The sequence below is a fragment of the Undibacterium sp. Di26W genome (assembly GCF_049340265.1).
Classification (GTDB): Bacteria; Pseudomonadota; Gammaproteobacteria; order Burkholderiales; family Burkholderiaceae_D; genus Undibacterium.
Window position 1 is genome coordinate 15,391 of the sequence record NZ_JBMPOR010000008.1, and the last position, 17,958, is coordinate 33,348.

A 17,958-nucleotide genomic window follows, 5' to 3' on the forward strand; every position below is an offset into this window, starting at 1 on the left:
CATGACGACACCCGAAGTAAAAACGCTAGTAGCAAAGACCAAAAAAAATCGCTCGGTGCTGGCGCGTCTGCTGTTGTCCGCCTGTCTGTTTTTGCTGCTGCTAATCGTTACATTGACTATTCTGCTTACCTGGGCCAGCAAGACCGAATCAGGTACCCGGACCCTGCTGGCAGTCACAGAAAAAATCAGTGGTGGCAGCCTGCAATTTGAAGGTGTCAAGGGTGCGGTGGGAGATGACCTGGCCATTGATAAGTTCAGTTATAAGAGCAAGACGCTGGTGATTGAGGCGATTGCCGTCAGCCTGCAATGGCGTCCTGCTGCCTTGTGGCGTCAGCAGGTGGATATTCCACGCTTGCAAGCCAGTTCATTGCGCATTGCCAGCCTGCCTGGCAAAGACCCGGCACAACTGCCGGCTACCCTCAGCCTGCCATTTACCCTGGATGCACACAAGCTGGCGCTGGGGCATTTGCATGTGGCGAACTTGTCAGTAGATGGCACCCAGCATGAAACCCTGGAGCTGAGCGCACTCAGTGGCAGCCTGCATTTTCAAGACGGACAATACCGTCTGGTGGCGGGTGTTACCAGCCCATGGGGGCGGGCAGAAATGCAATCTTCGCTGGCCAGCCTGCGCCCGTATACACTGAATGGCCAGTTCAGCCTGCAAGGCCAGGTGCAACAAGACATACCCGCGCTGGCATTGAAAGGGAGCGTGTCTGGCAGCCTGCAGGATTTGCAACTGGCATTGCAAGCCCAGGCAGCAGAACAGAACCAGCACAATGCGCAATTGCAGGGGCATGCGCAGGCCAGTCTGACACCTTTTACTGCACCGTATTTACGTCAACTGAATCTGGACATCCAGCATTTTAATCCTGCGGCCTGGCAGGCAGCGGCGCCGCAGGCCGACTTGCGTTTGCTGGCCAAGCTGAAACCGGCGGGCGACAAAAATGCTTCCCGTTTTGTGCTGGCCGGCGATGTCAGTGCCAGCAATGCGCAGGCAGCAGCCATCAACAAACAGGGCTTGCCAGTGCAGTCGCTGACAGCCAGGCTGCAACTGGAAGCGGATCGCCTCAGCTTGCAGGGCCTGGCAGTGCAATTGAATGGCAATGGCAAATTGCAGGGGGATGCCCGTCTGAGTTGGGTTAATGCAGAGCTGGCTGCGGATGTGCAACTGATCTTGTCCAATGTTGACCTGGCACAGATAGATCAGCGCCTGCATGCCAGCCAGATCAAGGGCAAGCTTTCTGCCCAGACCGGCAAGGACAAAATCATTCAATTGCAGGCCCAACTGACGGATGCCAAGGCCAGCCTGAAGGCCGACGCCACCTACCATGGCGTGACGCAATTGTTTAGTCTCGACAAATTTGATTTGCAGGCAGAAGATGCCCATTTGCAGGGGGCGGGAGATATCGCTTTTTCTGGTAAACAGGCGTTCAAGCTCAAGGCCAGGCTGACGAATTTTGACCCGGCGCGCTGGATAGCCACACCCGCTGGTAATCTGCAAGCTGCCTTCAGCTTGCAGGGCGAAATTTCACCACGTCTCAACCTGCAAGTCAGCATGCCGCAACTGCAAGGTCAATATGCAGGACAGACCGTGCAATCCAGTCTTGAGATGCAATGGGTGCAGGACCAGCAAGTGCGCGTCAAGCAAATGGATCTGCGTTGGGGAAAAAATACCCTGACGGGACAGGGTAACTGGGGTGCTGCGGATGATGTGCTGAAACTGAATCTGGATGCACCGGAATTGAATAATCTCAACCCCTTGCTGAGTAACTGGCAACTGGCACTGAGTGGTGCATTGAAGGCCGATGTCAGCCTGCGTGGCCGGTTTGCCGAACCCGCTGGCAGCCTGGATGCGCAGGCCCAGCAATTGCGCATTAAATACGGAAACCGGGAATGGGCTATCGCCCAACTGAAATCCAGATTGAACCTCGACAATGGCAGCAAGGGTAATTTTGACGGCGACATAGTGGCAAGCCATATCGGCGGTGATTTGCCTGATTTTAGTGTCAGTCCGACTGGCGCTAACTTAACACCAGCGTCAACGCCGGCACCAACGCCAACACCAACGCCAGCGCAGCTTAAAGCACAGGCTGCAGCCGACAAGTTAAGCGAACTGCATCTGCAATTGAAGGGCCGGCGTGACGCCCATACCATCACGTTGGAAAGCACTTTCCCGAATCGCCAGACTTTTGGCCTGGGTGCAAATGGCAGCATGCAGGCGGATTCAAAAAATGCGCAAGGCTGGAGCTGGAATGGCCAGTTGCAGGCACTTAACCTGAATGGCAAGCCGGATGTAAAACTGCAAGGCAGCGCCCCTCTGCAATTGTCATCGCAGTCAGTGCGTCTGGGGGCTTTGACATTGCATAGTGAGTTGGGCAGCCTGGTGCTGGAAGAATTGGAATGGACACCCGCTGCGCTGAAAACCAGGGGCCGTCTCACCGATGTCAGGGTGATAGAGATTGCCAACCTGGTGCGACCACAATATGCCGTCAGCGGCAACCTCAAACTGAACGCGCAATGGGATCTGCAATTGCATGAACATGCACAGGGTGAGATTAAAATACAGCGTCAAAGCGGTGATTTACGTTTCAATGATCCGGATGGCACTGGCAATTCTGTCGCTCTGGGTATACGCGACTTGCAATTGCAGATGAAAGTGGGCGGCCTGGTCGCAGGTACCGATGGCGAAGACCTGGCGTTGACCATGAACGCCGAGGGCGCGCGCCTGGGTAGCTGGAAAATCAAGGCCAATACCTTGTTAAGCAAACAGGGCGGTGCCTGGACCATCGCACCAACGGCTGCGCTGAATGGCCAGGCCAGCGCTGTCATCCCTGACCTGCAATGGCTGGGGCCATGGATTAACCCAGGCCTGGTACTCAAAGGAAAACTGAATGTCGATGCGCGTCTGATGGGCACGGTTGGCAAACCCGGTTACCGCGCTGACCTGACGGGGCGCGAGCTGGAAGTCGCTTTTGCCGCTGAAGGTTTATTGTTACCGAATGGCAGCTTGGATGCACAAATTGAAGACAGCCATCTGAAGGTCAGCAATCTGCAGTTTTCCAATACGATCACCAATGTACCGCGCCATGCGCTGTTGCAAGGCATGGAACTGGTGGGACAGAAAGGCGAATTCAAGGCCAGTGGTGATATCGACATGGGCAAGGAAACCGGCAGCATACAGGCGCAGTGGCAGCATTTCCCCTTATTGCAGCGCAAGGACAGGTGGCTGGTGGTTTCTGGCAAGGCCGACATTGTCGAAGCCAATAATATCTGGAGCCTGAACGGCAAGGTGGATACCGATGGCGCCTATTTCAAACTGCCAAAAATGCCACCGCCGAGTTTGTCCAGCGATGTGGTGGTGACCCGCAAAAGCGACAAACTGGCAGTAAAAAACAATGACAGTGACGCACCGAAAAAAGGTTTGAAAACCCGTGTCGATGTCAGCTTCGACATGGGGCCACGCTTTGTGTTTGTCGGGCGTGGGCTCGATACCGGGCTGGAGGGCAGTTTGCGTTTGCGTTCCATCGATGGTAGTCCCTTGCAGGCGACCGGCTCCATCCGCACCGTCAGAGGCGTGTATGAAGGATATGGGCAGCAACTGGCGATAGAGCGCGGTATTTTGAATTTCCAGGGGCCACCGTCTAATCCCGGTTTGAATATTCGTGCCTTGCGCCGTGGCCTGGCGGTAGAGGCGGGGGTGGAAATTGTTGGTACGGTCGCTGCGCCACAAGTCCGGCTGGTGTCGGAACCTGCCGTGCCGGATGCTGAAAAACTGTCATGGCTGGTATTGGGCCGTGGCGCTGATCAACTGGCGGGCAGTGATGCATCTTTGCTGATGTCGGCCGCGTCGGCCATATTCGGGGGCGATGGCAGCCGCAATGTGCCGCGCGATATCGTGCAGGGACTGGGCTTTGATGAATTCTCCATCGGTTCATCCTCCGCCAATAATACGACTCGCTTGCCCGGGCAAACCGTGGCCGGTTCTACCGGTAATACTAGCGCCAGTACAGACCAGGTGGTTAGCGTCGGCAAGCGCCTGATGCCTGGCCTGGTGCTGTCGATAGAACGTGGTCTGGCAGACGCCAGTGGCGGCATCAAACTCAGTTGGCAACTGACGCGCAGGGTCAGCATTATTGGCCGCACCGGTACCGAATCGGCGGTGGATGTGAACTATACGTTCTCGTTCAATTGATTGATCGTGCATGCGACTGTGACCAGTAATCTGCAGGCTCAAAAAAAGCCAGGCCCTTCCATAAGTCTGGTTTTATTAGGATTTACGCAAAATTGTCCCAACAAGGCGCAGCGACGAAGACAGTACTTTAGTACGCGGCTCCTAGGAGAGGAGCTGCAACGCAGTTGGGGCGGTTTTGCGTAGATCCTATCTATTTGTCTTTTTTATCTTCTGGATACAAGACTACCTGCACATAATTTTGCATATTGAAATAACGATTGGCTGCGTCCTTGATCTGGCTGGCGGTGACGGCCTTGATGCGTTTTTCAGTGGACAGTATGGATTCAGGATCAGTCTGGTACAGGGTTGCCGTTTGCAGATGATCGAGCCAGCTTTCATTGCTACGCAGGTCGGCCTGATGGTCTTGCAGCCAGGCCTGTTTGACCTTGTTCACATCTTCTGCCGAAGGGCCAGCCGTTTGCAGTTTTTGTATCTCGGCAAACATGGCGGCGATGACCTTGTTCACATTGTCCGGGCTGCAGGGTAAATTGATGTCTATGCCATATTGCATCTGCGGGATTCTTTGTATGGAACCATTGATGCCGCCACTATAAATCAAGCCCTGTTTTTCGCGTATGACGTCGATGATCTTTAATTCCAATACATCCAGCATGGCATGGAAGCGCGTGTTTTCTTCCCGCGAATACACAGTCGGGCCGGTAAAGCTGATGGAGATAATGCTTTTTGGTTCGCTGCCGACCTTGACATCTTTTTTGACGACGCCGCGTACCGGTAAAATTTTCAGATCCTGATAACCGGTCTTGATATCTGTTGTCGGCAGGCTGGCCAGATAAGTGGCGATCAGCGGTTTGATTTTGTCGAGATCAATACTGCCAATGAAAATGAAAGTCAGGTCTTTGGCGCTGCCATATCTGTCCTGGAAGATTTCCATGCTGCGTTCCAGGTCCAGCTTGTCAAAATCCTCGACCTTGGCCTGGCGCATGACGCGGGGATGGTTTTGATACAGTGCAGTGACAATCTGATCTGAAAAAATGGCTTCTGGACGGGCCGAGGAATTGCGTGCCAGTTCTTTCTGGGTATTGATGAAAGACTGGTACAAGACCTTGTCCTTGCGCGGGCTGGTCATGCGCAGGTATAGCAGTTGCAACATGGATTCAATATCTTCATTGCTGGATGTGCCACCGAAACTTTCAGCATAATTGTCGATCGAGGTTCTGACGGTGGCATATTTGCCAGCCATGGTTTCCTGCACATCCTTGGCGCTGAAATTGCTCATGCCCATTTCCCAGACGATGGGATTGGCATACCAGGCATTGTAGAAATCCTGGTCGCCATAGACGGACATACCACCGAAGCGTCGTGCACTCATCAAGATCTGGTCGCTCTTGAAGTCGGTTTTCTTCAATATCACCTTGACGCCATTCGACAGGCCCAGCTCAGTCAGGCCCAGCAGCTTGTTTTCTTTTTCAGACACAATCTGGCCCGCCGTGGGCGGGGTGTTCATCAACGCGCTGCGGGATTCTTTTTCTTTGTAGGCCTGTATCGGGCGGTTTTCTGCCTGGCTGGCAAATTTCAGCAGTTCAGCCGTGTCGGGAACGACTTCACCGGCCTTGTTGGAGCCCATATAGAAGATGAGTTTGCTGGTGTCATCCGGCGTCGCTTTTTTTGCGTACTGGTCGAGTTCTTCCAGTGTAATGCCATCATGAAATTCCTTGAAATAGGCATATTCGTTTTTCAGCCCGGGGATAGGCTCAGCATGCAGAAAATTGCGTATGTATTCGCCGGCGAAATTGGAGGACGGTGAATTATTGCGTTCGTTGTACATGGTTTCATATTCGCGCGCCTCGATTTTCTTGGCTCTTTCAAATTCGGCAATGGTGAAACCGAAGCGACGGATACTGTTTTTTTCCTGCACCAGCGCATTGATTGCTGCTGGTATGCCTGACTGTGACAGTACTGCGGCAGACATGAAGGATTCATAGCCTTCCACGACCTGTTCGGTACCGGCAGATGCACCCAGGAAAGGCGGTTGCGCCTGTTCTGTCAGCGCGCTCAGGCGCTTGTTCATCATGGACTTGTAAACGCTCTTGATAATATCCTGCCGGTAATCGCCTATGGTCAGGCGCGGGGCGATGGGTTGCAGGGGGTAACGTATCATCAGCAAGTTGTTGGTGGCTTCCTTGTCGGTAATGACCAGGGCCTTGGACTCAAGGTTTTTAGCGATGGTGACGGTCGGGCGGGGGCGCGACGGCAGCGGGTTTTTCAGCCCGGAGAAATACTCGCGCACCATTTGTTCGCCGTCTGCCGGATCGATGTCACCAACCACGATGACCGCCATCAGGTCGGGGCGATACCAGTCGCGGTAAAAACGGCGCAGCGCATCATATTTGAAGGTTTTGATGATGTCTTCCTTGCCTATAGGCAAGCGATCGGCATATCTGGAGCCATTGAAGACTTCGGGCAGCAATTGCTTGCTCATGCGGTCATCGGCACCTTTACCCAGGCGGGCTTCTTCCAGGATGATGTCGCGTTCCTTGTCGATATCGGCATCCTTCATCTTGACACCCTGGGCCCAGTCGGCCAGTACCTGGAAGCCGGTTTTCAGGTAAGCTTTTTTGTCGGTCGGTATTGGCAGCACATAGACGGTTTCATCAAAGCTGGTAAAGGCATTCAGGTCGGCACCAAATTTCACACCGATAGATTGCAGATAGGAAATAAGCTGGTTTTTCTTGAAATGGGTGGACCCATTGAAAGCCATGTGTTCGGTGAAATGCGCAAGACCCTGCTGATCATCATCTTCCAGCACCGAACCTGCTTTCACGACCAGGCGCAGTTCCACCTTTTTACGTGGCGTGTCATTCTTTTGGATATAGTAGGTCAGACCATTATCCAGTTTGCCCAGAGTCAGGGCTGGATTGACAGGAATCGGGTCATTGAGGTTGATAGCTGCCAGTGCTGGCAGAGTGGCAATACCAAAAATCAGGCAGACCGTCAGTCTGGAGGAACGATGGAATAAAGCAGTGAAATAGGACGGCATGTGGTCGATAGTGCAAAAAAAATACCAGTGTACCTTGCGCCATGATTTCAAGTGAAATTTCGTTTTGAAATTGTGCGATCGCGTCTATTTCGCTCATGAAGATGATTGTGTTTTGACTGAGCAATGATTTGATTGATGTTCGCTGTGGTGGTGTCGCAGTCTCATCTACTTTGCATGGCCGCAATCCGCAGCCATGCAATCCGCCTCGTCAACATGGAGCATGCTTCAGTCTTTGCACGACTTAGCTACCGCCGCCGCAGCCACCACCACAGCTGCTACCGCAACTGCTGCCACAGCTTGAACCGCCGCTATCGCAGCCGCCGCTGCTGGCATCGCAGCTTGCGCTGCTGCTACTGTTGCCGCTGCTGCCACAGCTACTACCGCAAGATGCGCCGGCGCTGGCGGCCTTTGCTTGCTTCTTCATCATTTCTTCATACGCCAGGTTGGAAATCAGCCCGGCTGCTAGCAGTTGGGTGGCGTCAAAGCTTTCCGGATAGATGGCTTTGCCGGTGTCGGCAGCACGCGTATTCATGTGCCGGAAACCTATACGCAAGGATGTGGCAAAGTAGGAATACCCTTGCGGCATGTGTAGTTTTCGGTCCAGCGCAAACAGGCGCGGCAGGGATGCGCTGCCGGGTAGGCGGCCTTCTGCCCGTTGTGCCGTGACCAGGCAGTTGGCCAATGCGGCATCCATCTCGTTGCTCATTTGTGCTGCTTCAACGTGTGGTATGGTGCGGCCAAAGTGCTTGAGACAGAAGTTATCCAGATGGATTGATGACCAGCTATTCCAGGCATGCCAGACCGAGTCGACTGCCTTGGAGGGCAGGGCGCAGGGGCGATTGCTGCGGCGTACATAATCGAAGAACATCATCAGCCCTTCAGTGGCGCGGGCAAAAAAAATGGCATCACTGGGGATGCCGGGGAATTCATATTTTGCTTTAGCCTGCCATTGCAAAAACACTGCGTTAGGAACTTCAATCAACTGACGCTTGTAGCCTGAAAATTCGGTGATATTTCTGGCACGCATCATTTGATATTTTTGTTTTAATGTACTTAACATAGTCTTTATTATCCTCTTCTCTGTTGTTTTGGTGATTTCATCTTAGAAGAGATTTGTGACAAATGCGTGACAAAACAGATGGTGGAAAATACGTATATGATTTAGCCGTCGTTTCAGAGATGATGGAAGCTTATGCTCTGGATAATACTGCTGGCGCAATCACCTTGTGCGCCGGGCCGACAAACAGCATATAGGCACGCCCCAGGTTATTGTGTACATGCACAATGGTGGTAACGGCAATGCTGGGCAGGCCATCCCTGACTTGTTTGGATACAGAGACTTTGACATCCAGATGCTTGTCAGAATCGCAGAATATGACCTCTTCGTCTGACTTGTACACCAGCGAGAATATCCCCGCCCTGTCCCCTACCTGATACGCCTCGGCTGGCTTGTTTTTATCCAGCGATTTCATCCCGCCCAGGTTCTTCAAGCCAAACAGGCCGACGACGCGATTGCGTGCACCCATCAGGCAATTGACCCACGCCGGTGTCCTGGCAAAGGTATTCATGTAGATTTGCATGGCGCTCAGTTCTGCGTGATTGAATGGCATTTGATAGCAATCATAAAAATAGGCACCGGGCAGGTCTTCCGCAATTTTGGTGTTGCTTGGGACTGCAGTTTCCGTGATCTTGTTTCTCATAGTGCTGGCCTTTGGTTTGAACGCCTGTTCATCAATGCAATTGCCGCCGGTATGGCCAGCCAAAAGCCAGACACTGGCATCAACACCAGGCCGAACAGACAGCAGATCAATATGCCCAGGCCCATGGTGCCGGCTTCTGCAAAATCGCGTTTGCGTTCCATGTTGTTGATGTTCATTCCCAGCAGTAAAAGTGGCCCACCAAACAGCAAGAACCAGATCGCTGCCGACCGCAAAGGGTCACGATTGACGGTATTGAATACGCCGCGTTCCAGCATGCCCATAAAGACGGGGCCGTAGAGCAGCAAGGCGACGATGGTATGCAGGGCGGCAATGACCATCAGATAACGACCTATCCAGATTTTCCCGGTTTTAATTGGTGCTGACATGGGGGACTCCTTGTTTGGTCCAGGCGATATCCGTGTTGACTATAGAGCCCATTTTCTTGAGCATATTCATCAGGCCCAGATAGGCACGGTCAAAATACGGCACGTCTTCATGCCAGCCGGCCAGGATGCTTGCCAACACCTTGCTGTGCTGGACGTTGATGGTTTTGGGGTAGGGCGATTTGTTGCTGAAATCAAAGTGCGTACTTCGAAAGGCTTCTATCTTCCAGGCATGTAATTCTGCCAGTGCCGGGATGACGCCGGTATCAAATTCAGCTTGTGTGACCACATCAGAAAACAGACCCAGATCGATATAGGCCAGGCGCAAAATACGATTGCGTTCGGTTTCGTCCGTCATCAGCAAGGCCCGCCAACTGCTGGCCATGGCATTGCTACAGGTAGTGGAAATTTTGTTGGTGCAACCAAAATCCAATACTGCCAGGCGCCCGTCAGGCATGAATAAAAAATTGCCAGGATGCGGGTCTGCATGCACCCGGCCCAACTGGCAAACGCTGAACCAGAACCAGTCAAACAGCAATTGCCCAAAATGATTGCGCTGTGTTTGATCAGGTGCCGTCGCCAGCCAGGCATCCAGGTGCAGGCCGTCGAGTTTTTCCATGGTCAATATGCGTTTGCTGGACATGGCGTCTATGCATCTGGGGATGACAATGCCGGGCAAATTGACATGCTGGCCAAACCAGTGTAACTGCGTCGCCTCATGTTCGTAATCCAGCTCTTCGCCCAGCTTGACTTCCAGTTCATTCATGAAGCGGTCTATGACTTCTTTGCGTGGCAAGATGGTGGTGCCCATGGCCATGGTTTGAAAGATGCCGCGCAACATACGCAAATCACTGCCTATGGCAGATGCTATGCCAGGGTATTGCACCTTGACGGCCAGTTGCTGGCCATCTGCCGATTGCGCATGATGCACTTGCCCCAGGCTGGCCGCGGCAAAGGCATGCGCATCGAATTGTGCATACAGATGTTCCGGAGCCTGCCCAAATTCACGTTGAAAGACTTTATGGATCAGCGCGCGATTCAAAGGCGTGACCTGGTGGCAGCCCTTGGCCAGTTCACGGCGTATACCTTCCGGCAAAAAATCGGCTTCCATGCTCAGCAATTGCGATACCTTGAGCGCACTGCCTTTTAACTGGTTGAGAGCCTTAAAAAGTATGCGCCCGAGTTTTGCTTCGTGCTGTTCTTGTGCAGCCTGTTTGTCATCATCGCTACGCAGCATTTGTCGCGCCTTGTGACCCAGTTTGCTGGCACCAGCCTGCGCCAGTGCCAGGCCAGTGATGGCAGTTCTACCGAGTTTGCTGGCAGGCGGTGCCTTGTTCATCGTCTATCCCCCAAACCATTCCGCACGAGCTTAACCATTTCCAGCAAGCCAGAACCATTTTGCATGATGCGTGATAGCTGGTTGCGCAGCATGAAGCTGGTCAGTTCTGACACTTTATTGACGATGCCACTCTTCAAGGCCATGACCAGTATCGCCAGCGTCATATCCACCAACTGCGTGGTGTTAGAGAATTCTTCCGACTCATCCTTGAGCCAATACGCGATGACGGCGAACAGATAGTCACCAAACAAGCCACCGATCAGGTTCTTGAAATCGCAAGGTGAAATATCGCCGCGCTGCTCAGCTTCTTCCAGCAGGCTGACGATTTCTTGCTTCAGGGTTTGCTGCCCCGGCATATTGTCGCGCATCATCAGCAAGGGTGATTTACCAAAGATATCACGCGTGATTTCTACAAATTCACGGTCACCCAGCAAGAGTTCCAGCAAAGCATCCACCAGCCTTTGCAGTTTTTCTTGCAGGGTAAATTCTTCCCAGCCTGGTGTTTCTTGCGCTGTTTCGAGGGTGATGTCGATACACAATTCATAGTAAGCCAGCAGGATTTTCTCCTTGCTGGGGAAGTACTTATAAATCGTCGCATCACCGATGCCGGCATCCCGGGCGATCTGCTTCATGGTGGTGGCGTCATAACCCTTTTCGGTAATCAGGTCGACGGCCGCACGGATAAGATTACGCCGGGTTTGTTCTTGCTGGGATTTGGAAGTTTTCATAATCGAGACGAACTTCTATAAAAATGGTGTTTGAGTTCCATTAATATATACATTGTTTCGTTAAATAACAAGGTTTACTTGTTTAAACGAGGGTTTGTATTGATTGTGGGGTGGGGAGGTGTGTAGGTTGGGCTACGCCTTACCAGCCCAACACTGGGCGCCTAAATAACGGATACGTTTGATAAAGCCGAGTGTTGGGCTGGAAAACCGTAGCCCAACCTACATACTGGGCGATTGAAGGATGATGTACGTAATTAAAAGCCGAGTGTTGGGCTGGTAAGGCGCAGCCCAACCTACATAATGCCAACCTGCAATATTAGGATTTCACAGCCCACCACCCTGGCAACAAAGCCCGCACATCTCCACGCCCAAAGCGGTCATCAATCAAATACACCACACCCTTGTCATCCGTCTGCCGTATCACCCGCCCTGCTGCCTGCACTACCTTTTGCAAGCCTGGGTAAAGATAGGCATAGTCATAGCCCGCGCCAAAGATTTTATCCATGCGCAGCTTGATCTGTTCATTGATGGGGTTAAGCTGTGGCAGACCCAGGGTGGCGATGAAGGCGCCGATCAGGCGGGTACCTGGCAGGTCTATGCCTTCACCAAAAGAACCACCCAGCACGGCAAAGGCGATGCCCTGGCTGTCTGCGGTAAATTTCGCCAGAAAATCTTCACGATCTGCCTCATTCATGCGTCGGGTTTGCAAGCGTACCGGGATATCGGGGTAGTGCTGGATGAAGTTGGTGCTGACCTGGGCCAGATAATCAAAGCTGCTGAAAAACGCCAGATAATTTCCCGGCTGTGCATGGTACTGCTGTGCCATCAATGCCGTGATGGGCGCGACAGAATTGCTGCGGTCGGCATAGCGGGTGGATACTTTGTCCACGATATGTACTGCCAGTTGATCTGCAGAGAAGGGTGATTCCACATCCACCCAGGCGGTAGTTTCGGGTAAGCCTAAAGTATCGCAATAATAATTCCAGGGGCTGAGCGTGGCCGAGAATAAGGCTGTCGTATGGCTGGCCGCAAAGCGCGGCGTTAAAAATGTAGCCGGCACGATATTGCGTATGCACAGCGTCGATGTGCCCTGTTCTTTACTGATATCAAACAGCGAATGATCAGCAAAGCTTTCTGCCAGGCGGTTGAACAGCAGGGCATCCAGATAAAATTGCTGCAAATCAGGTGCCAGCTGGCTGGGGTTGTCGGCAAAGTAAAGGCCAATTTCTGTACACAGGCGCGTTAATGCAGCCAGCAATTTTTCTGGTATCTCTGCATAGGCTTGATAGTCTGGCGTTTGTTCTTTTTCCAGTTGCAGCCAGGCGCGATATAGCCTGTCCAAGGGTTTCTTGAGTACTGGTGGTGGTGTCTTGCGCAGTTGCTTCAGGCTGTCGCGCTGCAACCCTGCCGTGTACATCTGGCGTGCCCGCGTCACCATATTGTGCGCCTCATCCACCAGCACGGCCACACGCCAGTCATTCACTACGCTTAAGCCATACAGCAAAGCGTGGATGTCAAAATAATAGTTATAGTCACCAATGATGACATCGGCCCAGCGTGCCATTTCTATGCCCAGATAATAGGGGCAAACCTGGTGCGCCAGGGCGACATTGCGCAAGCCTTCCTTATCCAGCAATTGCTGATCAACGGCAGCGGCTCGGGCCGCAGGCAGGCGATCATAAAAGCCTTTGGCCAGCGGGCAGGCATCGCCATGGCAGGCGGCTTCCGGGTATTCGCAGGCCTTGCTTTTTGCCACCAGTTCCAGCGTGCGCAAGCCAAGGGATGGGGTGCTGCTCTGTATGTTGGCCAATGCATGCAAAGCCAGTTGCCGGCCTGATGTTTTGGCAGCCAGATAGAAAATCTTGTCCAGCTTGTGTTCTGCCGTGGCTTTTAATAGCGGAAACAAACTGCCTATGGTCTTGCCTATGCCAGTGGGCGCTTGCGCCAGCAGGCAACAACTGCGTTTGCTGGCTTTGTACATGGCTTCAGCCAATTGGCGTTGGCCCGGCCTGAATGTCGCATGGGGAAAAACCATGTCCGCCAAAGCTATGTTACGCGCAGCACGGTGGCTCACTTCCTGCTCTGCCCACGCAATAAAGCGGCCACACAGCAAGGCAAAAAAATCTGCCAGCTCAGCAGCGCCAAGTTCTTGCTGCAATACTGTTTCTTTCTGGCTTTGTATATTGAAATACACCAGCGCCACGCTGATCTTTTGCAAGCCCAACTGTTGGCATAACAAATGCCCATATATCTTGACCTGTGCCCAATGCAAATGCCGGTGGTTGTCTGGCATGGTGTGCAGGTCACCCAGATAAGTTTTGATTTCTTCTACCTGTTGCAAGTCAGGGTCATAGCCATCGGCACGGCCACGCACCTGCAAGCGGCCATGTTGGCCTTCGAGTTTAACTTCACGCTGGTAACTGCCGTTTCTGCGCAAGGCCACCGTCGTATGCCCGGCCATGCCTTGCTCGGCAGTGGGGGAGGGCGTAAAGCGCAAATCAAGATCACCCTGCTTTGCTGTGAATTCACACAGCGCCCGCACGGCTACGGTATAACCTTCAGCGCTCACTGATCAGCCTCTTGCCATTCCAGATAACATACTGTGACAGGCATGTCATGCGTGGCGCAAAAATCCAGCCAGCGCTTCTGGTTGTCTTGCAGCTTATCGCCGGGGCCCTTGACCTCTATCATCTGGTAACGCTGTTCTTGCGGCCAAAACTGTATCAGGTCAGGGAAGCCATTGCGGTTGGCCCTGATGTCGAGCAAGATGCGCTCAAAACTATGCTTCAGGTGTTGCGCGGGTATACATGTCAGCGCCATCTCCAGCAAGTCTTCAGACAAGGCACTCCAAAACACAAAGGGCGATTGCACGCCAAATTTGGCGGTATAAGTGTCGCGTATGGTCTGGCGATACGCACCTGACTCCAGCTGCGCAAAACAGGCAGCAAAATCGTCTTCCCGCCGCACCTGGAAATCGGCACTCAGCAAATCCGCAGGCCCGCGGTGGAATGGATGAAAAAACGCTCCCGGTATCGCCTTAAAAATAGCTGGCCAGCACAACAAGCCAAACAAAGAATTGATGAGCGCATTCTCTACATAAAACACCGGTGCCTCATCACAGCTTAAATGATCACGTACCACATATTCGACCACATAATCTTCTTGCGGAAACGGCAGGCGCAAGGCCAGTTCTGTGGGTGGCATACTGGTCGCCGCAGCCACTTTAGCCAGGCCCAGCTTGCGACAAAGGCGCGGGGCAATGCGCAACATCTGCTGGTGTTCTGCCTCGCTCTCTGGCGCTTGCTGCGCCAGTGTCAGCAAATCAAAAGCCGCCTGGGTTTGCCCGCTTTTTTCCAGCACGCGTATGGCACGCAAACGTGCACCAGGGTAAGTGCAGTCTGCATATACCTGCTGCGCCAGCGCCCAGTCTTTTTGCTTTTCTAAATGTTCACCAATCTGATACAGCAAACGGTTACGGCGGCTGACCAGCCAGGCATTGTCCAGCGCATGCAGACCAGTGGCAGCCAGTTGCGCCAACACATCAGGCACAGGCTGCTCCGCATGAAAAGCTTCGCGGCAGGCATGCAAGGCCAGGTAAGCATCAATATCAGCACGACTGCCAAAGCCACGCGACGCCGCAGAAAATTCCACCTTTTCATACTGAAAAATACCCAGGTCAGACAGCACAAATTCTGACCAATCCTGATACAGATTGCCAAAAAATAGCAATCGCAGCCGGTCGCACAAATCCTTGTTCAGCACCTGGTAAGCCACATCATCCATGCCCGCACACCAGCCAGAAAATGCCTTGCTGTCCGTGTGCTGCAAGCCCAGCAAAGCCAGTTGATCTGCCTTTTGCAATTTCTTTTCAGCAGGCGACATGGCAAAAGCCAGCGCCAGCTCCGGTTTTTGCAGTAAATCAAACAAGCCCGCAATATCAACCACAGCATCAGCCTGCACCCAGCCCACGTCCACCAGGGCCTGCATGGCCGCACGGGTATCACCAATCTCGGCATAATTAAGCTTGCTGGCCCTGAATACGCAGCCCTTGCGCATCACCATACGCACATACAAGGCACGTGAAACCTGCGGCAAGCGGGGAAACTGAGTAATAAAGTCCTGCTCATCCGCCACCAGCAAATCCGCATAGCGCCCAGCCACCCAATCCAGCACAGTCTGGAAGTTTTCAAGGTAGTAAAAGGGGTAGGCCAGATTGGCAAGCATGCGGGGGAGGGTAAATAGCGTTTAAATAACTGTATATGCATACAGTTTAACGCAATCTGCTATGAAGGGTAAACGAGAACCGCAAGCATTTCCGTCTGCGTTGAAGGCCTAGCGGTTAAAATACTGCCATATACTCCTTTCCCTTCAAGGGAAAGGCCGGGTTAGGGATGGGTTTCAGCCGCATACCCAAGCAGCAATTCTGTTAATTACCCCGCCCAAAACACCCACCTAAGACAAAAAATGAACAAAGCCGAAGCCATACAAATCGCCAACGATTCCCTGCAAGCCAACGTCCTGAACGACGGCAACACCCAATTCTCCCAGGTCGTCCGTTATGGCAATGACGAAGGCTGGTGGCTAAACATTCCGCTGACCAACTTCAGAAAAGAAAACCACTTCCTCATCTGCAGCGAAAAAGCCAAAATCATCCGCCACCTGATGATCAAAGCCAACAACATCCTCAGCCCCGCCACCAAGTTCCGCGTCAAGGACGGCATCGCCGACATCTTCATCTCAGCCGGCAACCCCAAACGCCTGACCGACGTGCTGCAAGGCGGCAGCAAGTACAGTTTTAATAAGCATTTGGTGGATGAGCATAGGTACTAAAATCAGCTTTTTTTGAACTGAAAGCGACAATAAGACCAAATTAAGACTAAAATCAGTCTTTTAATCGGTGGTGATGCAAAATGAAACTCTCTACCCAGGTAAAGCCAATCAGCTACCTCAAAAGCCATACTGCTGAAATCGTAAAAGACCTTACAGAAAGCCGTGAACCCATGTTGATTACCCAAAATGGCGAAGCCAAGCTGGTTGTCATGGATGTTAAAAGCTATGAAGAGCAGGAAGAAACTCTGGCCCTGTTAAAAATGCTGGCACTAGGTAACCGCGAGATAGAACAAGGCCAGTTTCGCGATGCAGAGGATGTTTTTGCCGAACTGGATAAGGCCGACCACTGATGGGGCGCAGGATAGTTATCCTTGCCTCGGCCGAGCAAGACCTGAAAGAACTCAGAAGTTATCTGATCAAAAATTTTTCAGCAAAAACCTGGCAAGACAGCTACAGCAAAATCAAAGACGCGATCCGCCATTTGCAGCAATTTCCTTATGCAGGCATCATCCCGGATGAACTGGAAAAACTCAGTCTGAGCCAATACCGTCAGGTCTTGTCCGGCATGAACCGCATCATTTACGAAGTGCGGCAAGACACGGCGTATATCCACATCATTGCAGACACCAGGCGAGATATGAGCGGCTTGCTGACCAGGCGCTTGCTGCGGGTTAACTAGCTCGTGTCGCGTAAATTTGCCGTGGTATTTTTCATTTCTTGTGCTTCCAAAGTAACGTTTTTTTAAGCAATCTATGGAAGACTAAATTTCAGGATAAGCTCACTGTTTTCAGACAAATGCTTGCTTAAACCCAAACCTCATCCAAACTCTTTGCCGCCAGAAGTTTGTCGCGCAAGGCGTAGCGTGATGACTGCATGTTGATTTCGCTGCTATCTGTACGCGGTATAGGCTTAATCACTGTCGCTGCCCGCTTCATATTAATCATGTACTTGCCAGTGTCGTTGTAAGGAACGATAGATTCAATTTCGGCAATATGGGTGATGGCTGCAATGGGCGCGACCTGGTAGGCAGCGATGTATTTTAACTTTGGAATTTGCCTGGCATTGATACGCACAGCAAACCAGCGGTTTTGTTTTAAAAATTCTTCTTTAAAACCATCTTCGCGGGCAGGGATGACGATGGTGTCGAAGCTGCCGCTTTCTGAGCCCACAGGCTGCACTTGTTCTGTCACATCCTTGATCTTGGGTGGCGTGAATGCATTGATGCCGAGCATGGGCAAGATCAGCAGCATGTCTGTCAGAAAAGCCTGTGCAGTCGCTTTCGCTGCTGGGGACATGGTCGGCTCTGTTGGCGTATTCTTATTGAGTAAAATGGCGCGGTCATACTTCTTGGCCAGGGCAAGTAACGCGGATTCAAGGTATTGCACCTCGGTCTTGCCGATTTTATGGTTGCGGTCAAAAAAGTACACACCCCAAACCCAGCCTTCTTTGTTGGTGACATGATTCTTTAGCCTGTCACCTACCGGGTCGGCTTCACCGATATAAATGGTTTCTTCGGCGGCGTTACCAACCAGGATGTAGATGCCTGCCTGTGCAATACCCGGCTCTTGCTTCAGGCTGCCGACCAGTTCTTTGGTGAACACCACGCCATAGCCTGACCAGTTAGATTTGTCCACGTGGCGAATCGCCTCCGGGTCGCCAGTGGTGGCAAACAGGGTGATGGAGAATGGTTGCATTGCATCGTTCCTTATTTTATTTCTTAGTCTTCACGGCAGTTTGATAGTTACAGCA

General features: G+C 52.3%; 13 protein-coding genes. 4 read left to right on the forward strand and 9 right to left on the reverse strand.

Translation table 11 applies throughout. From position 1 onward, the window contains the following. The first annotated feature begins 1 nt into the window (after position 1). Positions 2–4,192: a translocation/assembly module TamB domain-containing protein gene (locus ACO0LM_RS11685; protein WP_423037226.1), complete on the forward strand. Its 4,191-nt coding sequence runs from the start codon at positions 2–4 to the stop codon at positions 4,190–4,192. 190 nt (positions 4,193–4,382) lie between these two features. Here ACO0LM_RS11685 and ACO0LM_RS11690 read toward each other — a convergent pair whose 3' ends face one another. From ACO0LM_RS11690 to ACO0LM_RS11725, 8 genes are all read right to left on the reverse strand, one after another. Further along, positions 4,383–7,280, reverse strand: coding sequence for a M16 family metallopeptidase (locus ACO0LM_RS11690; RefSeq protein WP_423037228.1), 2,898 nt, complete (start codon positions 7,278–7,280; stop codon positions 4,383–4,385). Positions 7,281–7,470: 190 nt separating this feature from the next. Continuing rightward, on the reverse strand, positions 7,471–8,289 hold the full coding sequence (locus ACO0LM_RS11695) for a hypothetical protein (protein WP_423037230.1): 819 nt from the start codon (positions 8,287–8,289) through the stop codon (positions 7,471–7,473). A 130-nt stretch (positions 8,290–8,419) separates the two neighbouring features. Beyond that, positions 8,420–8,929, reverse strand: coding sequence for a DUF2867 domain-containing protein (locus ACO0LM_RS11700; RefSeq protein ID WP_423037232.1), 510 nt, complete (start codon positions 8,927–8,929; stop codon positions 8,420–8,422). After that, a complete protein-coding gene (locus tag ACO0LM_RS11705) occupies positions 8,926–9,315 on the reverse strand; it encodes a DUF6463 family protein (protein WP_423037234.1) in 390 nt (129 codons plus the stop codon). Before ACO0LM_RS11705 ends, ACO0LM_RS11700 begins: the two co-directional genes overlap by 4 nt. Then, positions 9,299–10,651: an ABC1 kinase family protein gene (locus ACO0LM_RS11710; protein WP_423037236.1), complete on the reverse strand. Its 1,353-nt coding sequence runs from the start codon at positions 10,649–10,651 to the stop codon at positions 9,299–9,301. The genes ACO0LM_RS11705 and ACO0LM_RS11710 overlap by 17 nt, the downstream gene beginning before the upstream one ends. Further along, positions 10,648–11,379: a TetR/AcrR family transcriptional regulator gene (locus tag ACO0LM_RS11715; RefSeq protein WP_423037238.1), complete on the reverse strand. Its 732-nt coding sequence runs from the start codon at positions 11,377–11,379 to the stop codon at positions 10,648–10,650. Before ACO0LM_RS11715 ends, ACO0LM_RS11710 begins: the two co-directional genes overlap by 4 nt. A 316-nt stretch (positions 11,380–11,695) precedes the next feature. Then, positions 11,696–13,948, reverse strand: a complete 2,253-nt coding sequence (locus tag ACO0LM_RS11720; RefSeq protein ID WP_423037240.1) for a helicase C-terminal domain-containing protein — start codon at positions 13,946–13,948, stop codon at positions 11,696–11,698. After that, positions 13,945–15,603 carry a VRR-NUC domain-containing protein gene (locus ACO0LM_RS11725; protein ID WP_423037242.1) on the reverse strand — a complete coding sequence of 553 codons (1,659 nt, stop codon included), beginning with the start codon at positions 15,601–15,603 and terminating at the stop codon, positions 13,945–13,947. Before ACO0LM_RS11725 ends, ACO0LM_RS11720 begins: the two co-directional genes overlap by 4 nt. 240 nt (positions 15,604–15,843) lie before the next feature. On the opposite strand from ACO0LM_RS11725, the gene ACO0LM_RS11730 reads away from it, so the two are divergent. The 3 genes from ACO0LM_RS11730 to ACO0LM_RS11740 all read left to right on the forward strand — a co-directional run bounded on the left by ACO0LM_RS11730 (position 15,844) and on the right by ACO0LM_RS11740 (position 16,888). Next, positions 15,844–16,209 (forward strand): hypothetical protein, encoded by a 366-nt coding sequence (locus tag ACO0LM_RS11730; RefSeq protein WP_422978290.1) that lies wholly within the window; start codon positions 15,844–15,846, stop codon positions 16,207–16,209. Positions 16,210–16,289: 80 nt separating this feature from the next. Further along, the gene (locus tag ACO0LM_RS11735; protein ID WP_423037244.1) at positions 16,290–16,559 is read left to right on the forward strand and encodes a type II toxin-antitoxin system Phd/YefM family antitoxin; all 270 of its coding nucleotides are present in this window, start codon (positions 16,290–16,292) and stop codon (positions 16,557–16,559) included. Then, complete coding sequence (locus tag ACO0LM_RS11740; RefSeq protein ID WP_423037246.1) at positions 16,559–16,888, forward strand: type II toxin-antitoxin system RelE/ParE family toxin; 330 nt, start codon at positions 16,559–16,561, stop codon at positions 16,886–16,888. The genes ACO0LM_RS11735 and ACO0LM_RS11740 overlap by 1 nt, the downstream gene beginning before the upstream one ends. A gap of 124 nt (positions 16,889–17,012) precedes the next feature. Here ACO0LM_RS11740 and ACO0LM_RS11745 read toward each other — a convergent pair whose 3' ends face one another. Next, a complete protein-coding gene (locus ACO0LM_RS11745) occupies positions 17,013–17,903 on the reverse strand; it encodes a GIY-YIG nuclease family protein (RefSeq protein ID WP_423037248.1) in 891 nt (296 codons plus the stop codon). Positions 17,904–17,958: the final 55 nt, after the last annotated feature.

What these genes read in the sequence shown, in the direction of transcription:
- ACO0LM_RS11735 (WP_423037244.1), top strand. Translation starts at nt 16,290, where the DNA reads ATGAAACTCTCTACCCAGGTAAAGCCAATCAGCTACCTCAAAAGCCAT.
- ACO0LM_RS11700 (WP_423037232.1), bottom strand. Translation starts at nt 8,929, where the DNA reads ATGAGAAACAAGATCACGGAAACTGCAGTCCCAAGCAACACCAAAATT.
- ACO0LM_RS11725 (WP_423037242.1), bottom strand. Translation starts at nt 15,603, where the DNA reads ATGCTTGCCAATCTGGCCTACCCCTTTTACTACCTTGAAAACTTCCAG.
- ACO0LM_RS11740 (WP_423037246.1), top strand. Translation starts at nt 16,559, where the DNA reads ATGGGGCGCAGGATAGTTATCCTTGCCTCGGCCGAGCAAGACCTGAAA.
- ACO0LM_RS11695 (WP_423037230.1), bottom strand. Translation starts at nt 8,289, where the DNA reads ATGTTAAGTACATTAAAACAAAAATATCAAATGATGCGTGCCAGAAAT.
- ACO0LM_RS11730 (WP_422978290.1), top strand. Translation starts at nt 15,844, where the DNA reads ATGAACAAAGCCGAAGCCATACAAATCGCCAACGATTCCCTGCAAGCC.
- ACO0LM_RS11685 (WP_423037226.1), top strand. Translation starts at nt 2, where the DNA reads ATGACGACACCCGAAGTAAAAACGCTAGTAGCAAAGACCAAAAAAAAT.
- ACO0LM_RS11710 (WP_423037236.1), bottom strand. Translation starts at nt 10,651, where the DNA reads ATGAACAAGGCACCGCCTGCCAGCAAACTCGGTAGAACTGCCATCACT.
- ACO0LM_RS11705 (WP_423037234.1), bottom strand. Translation starts at nt 9,315, where the DNA reads ATGTCAGCACCAATTAAAACCGGGAAAATCTGGATAGGTCGTTATCTG.
- ACO0LM_RS11745 (WP_423037248.1), bottom strand. Translation starts at nt 17,903, where the DNA reads ATGCAACCATTCTCCATCACCCTGTTTGCCACCACTGGCGACCCGGAG.
- ACO0LM_RS11715 (WP_423037238.1), bottom strand. Translation starts at nt 11,379, where the DNA reads ATGAAAACTTCCAAATCCCAGCAAGAACAAACCCGGCGTAATCTTATC.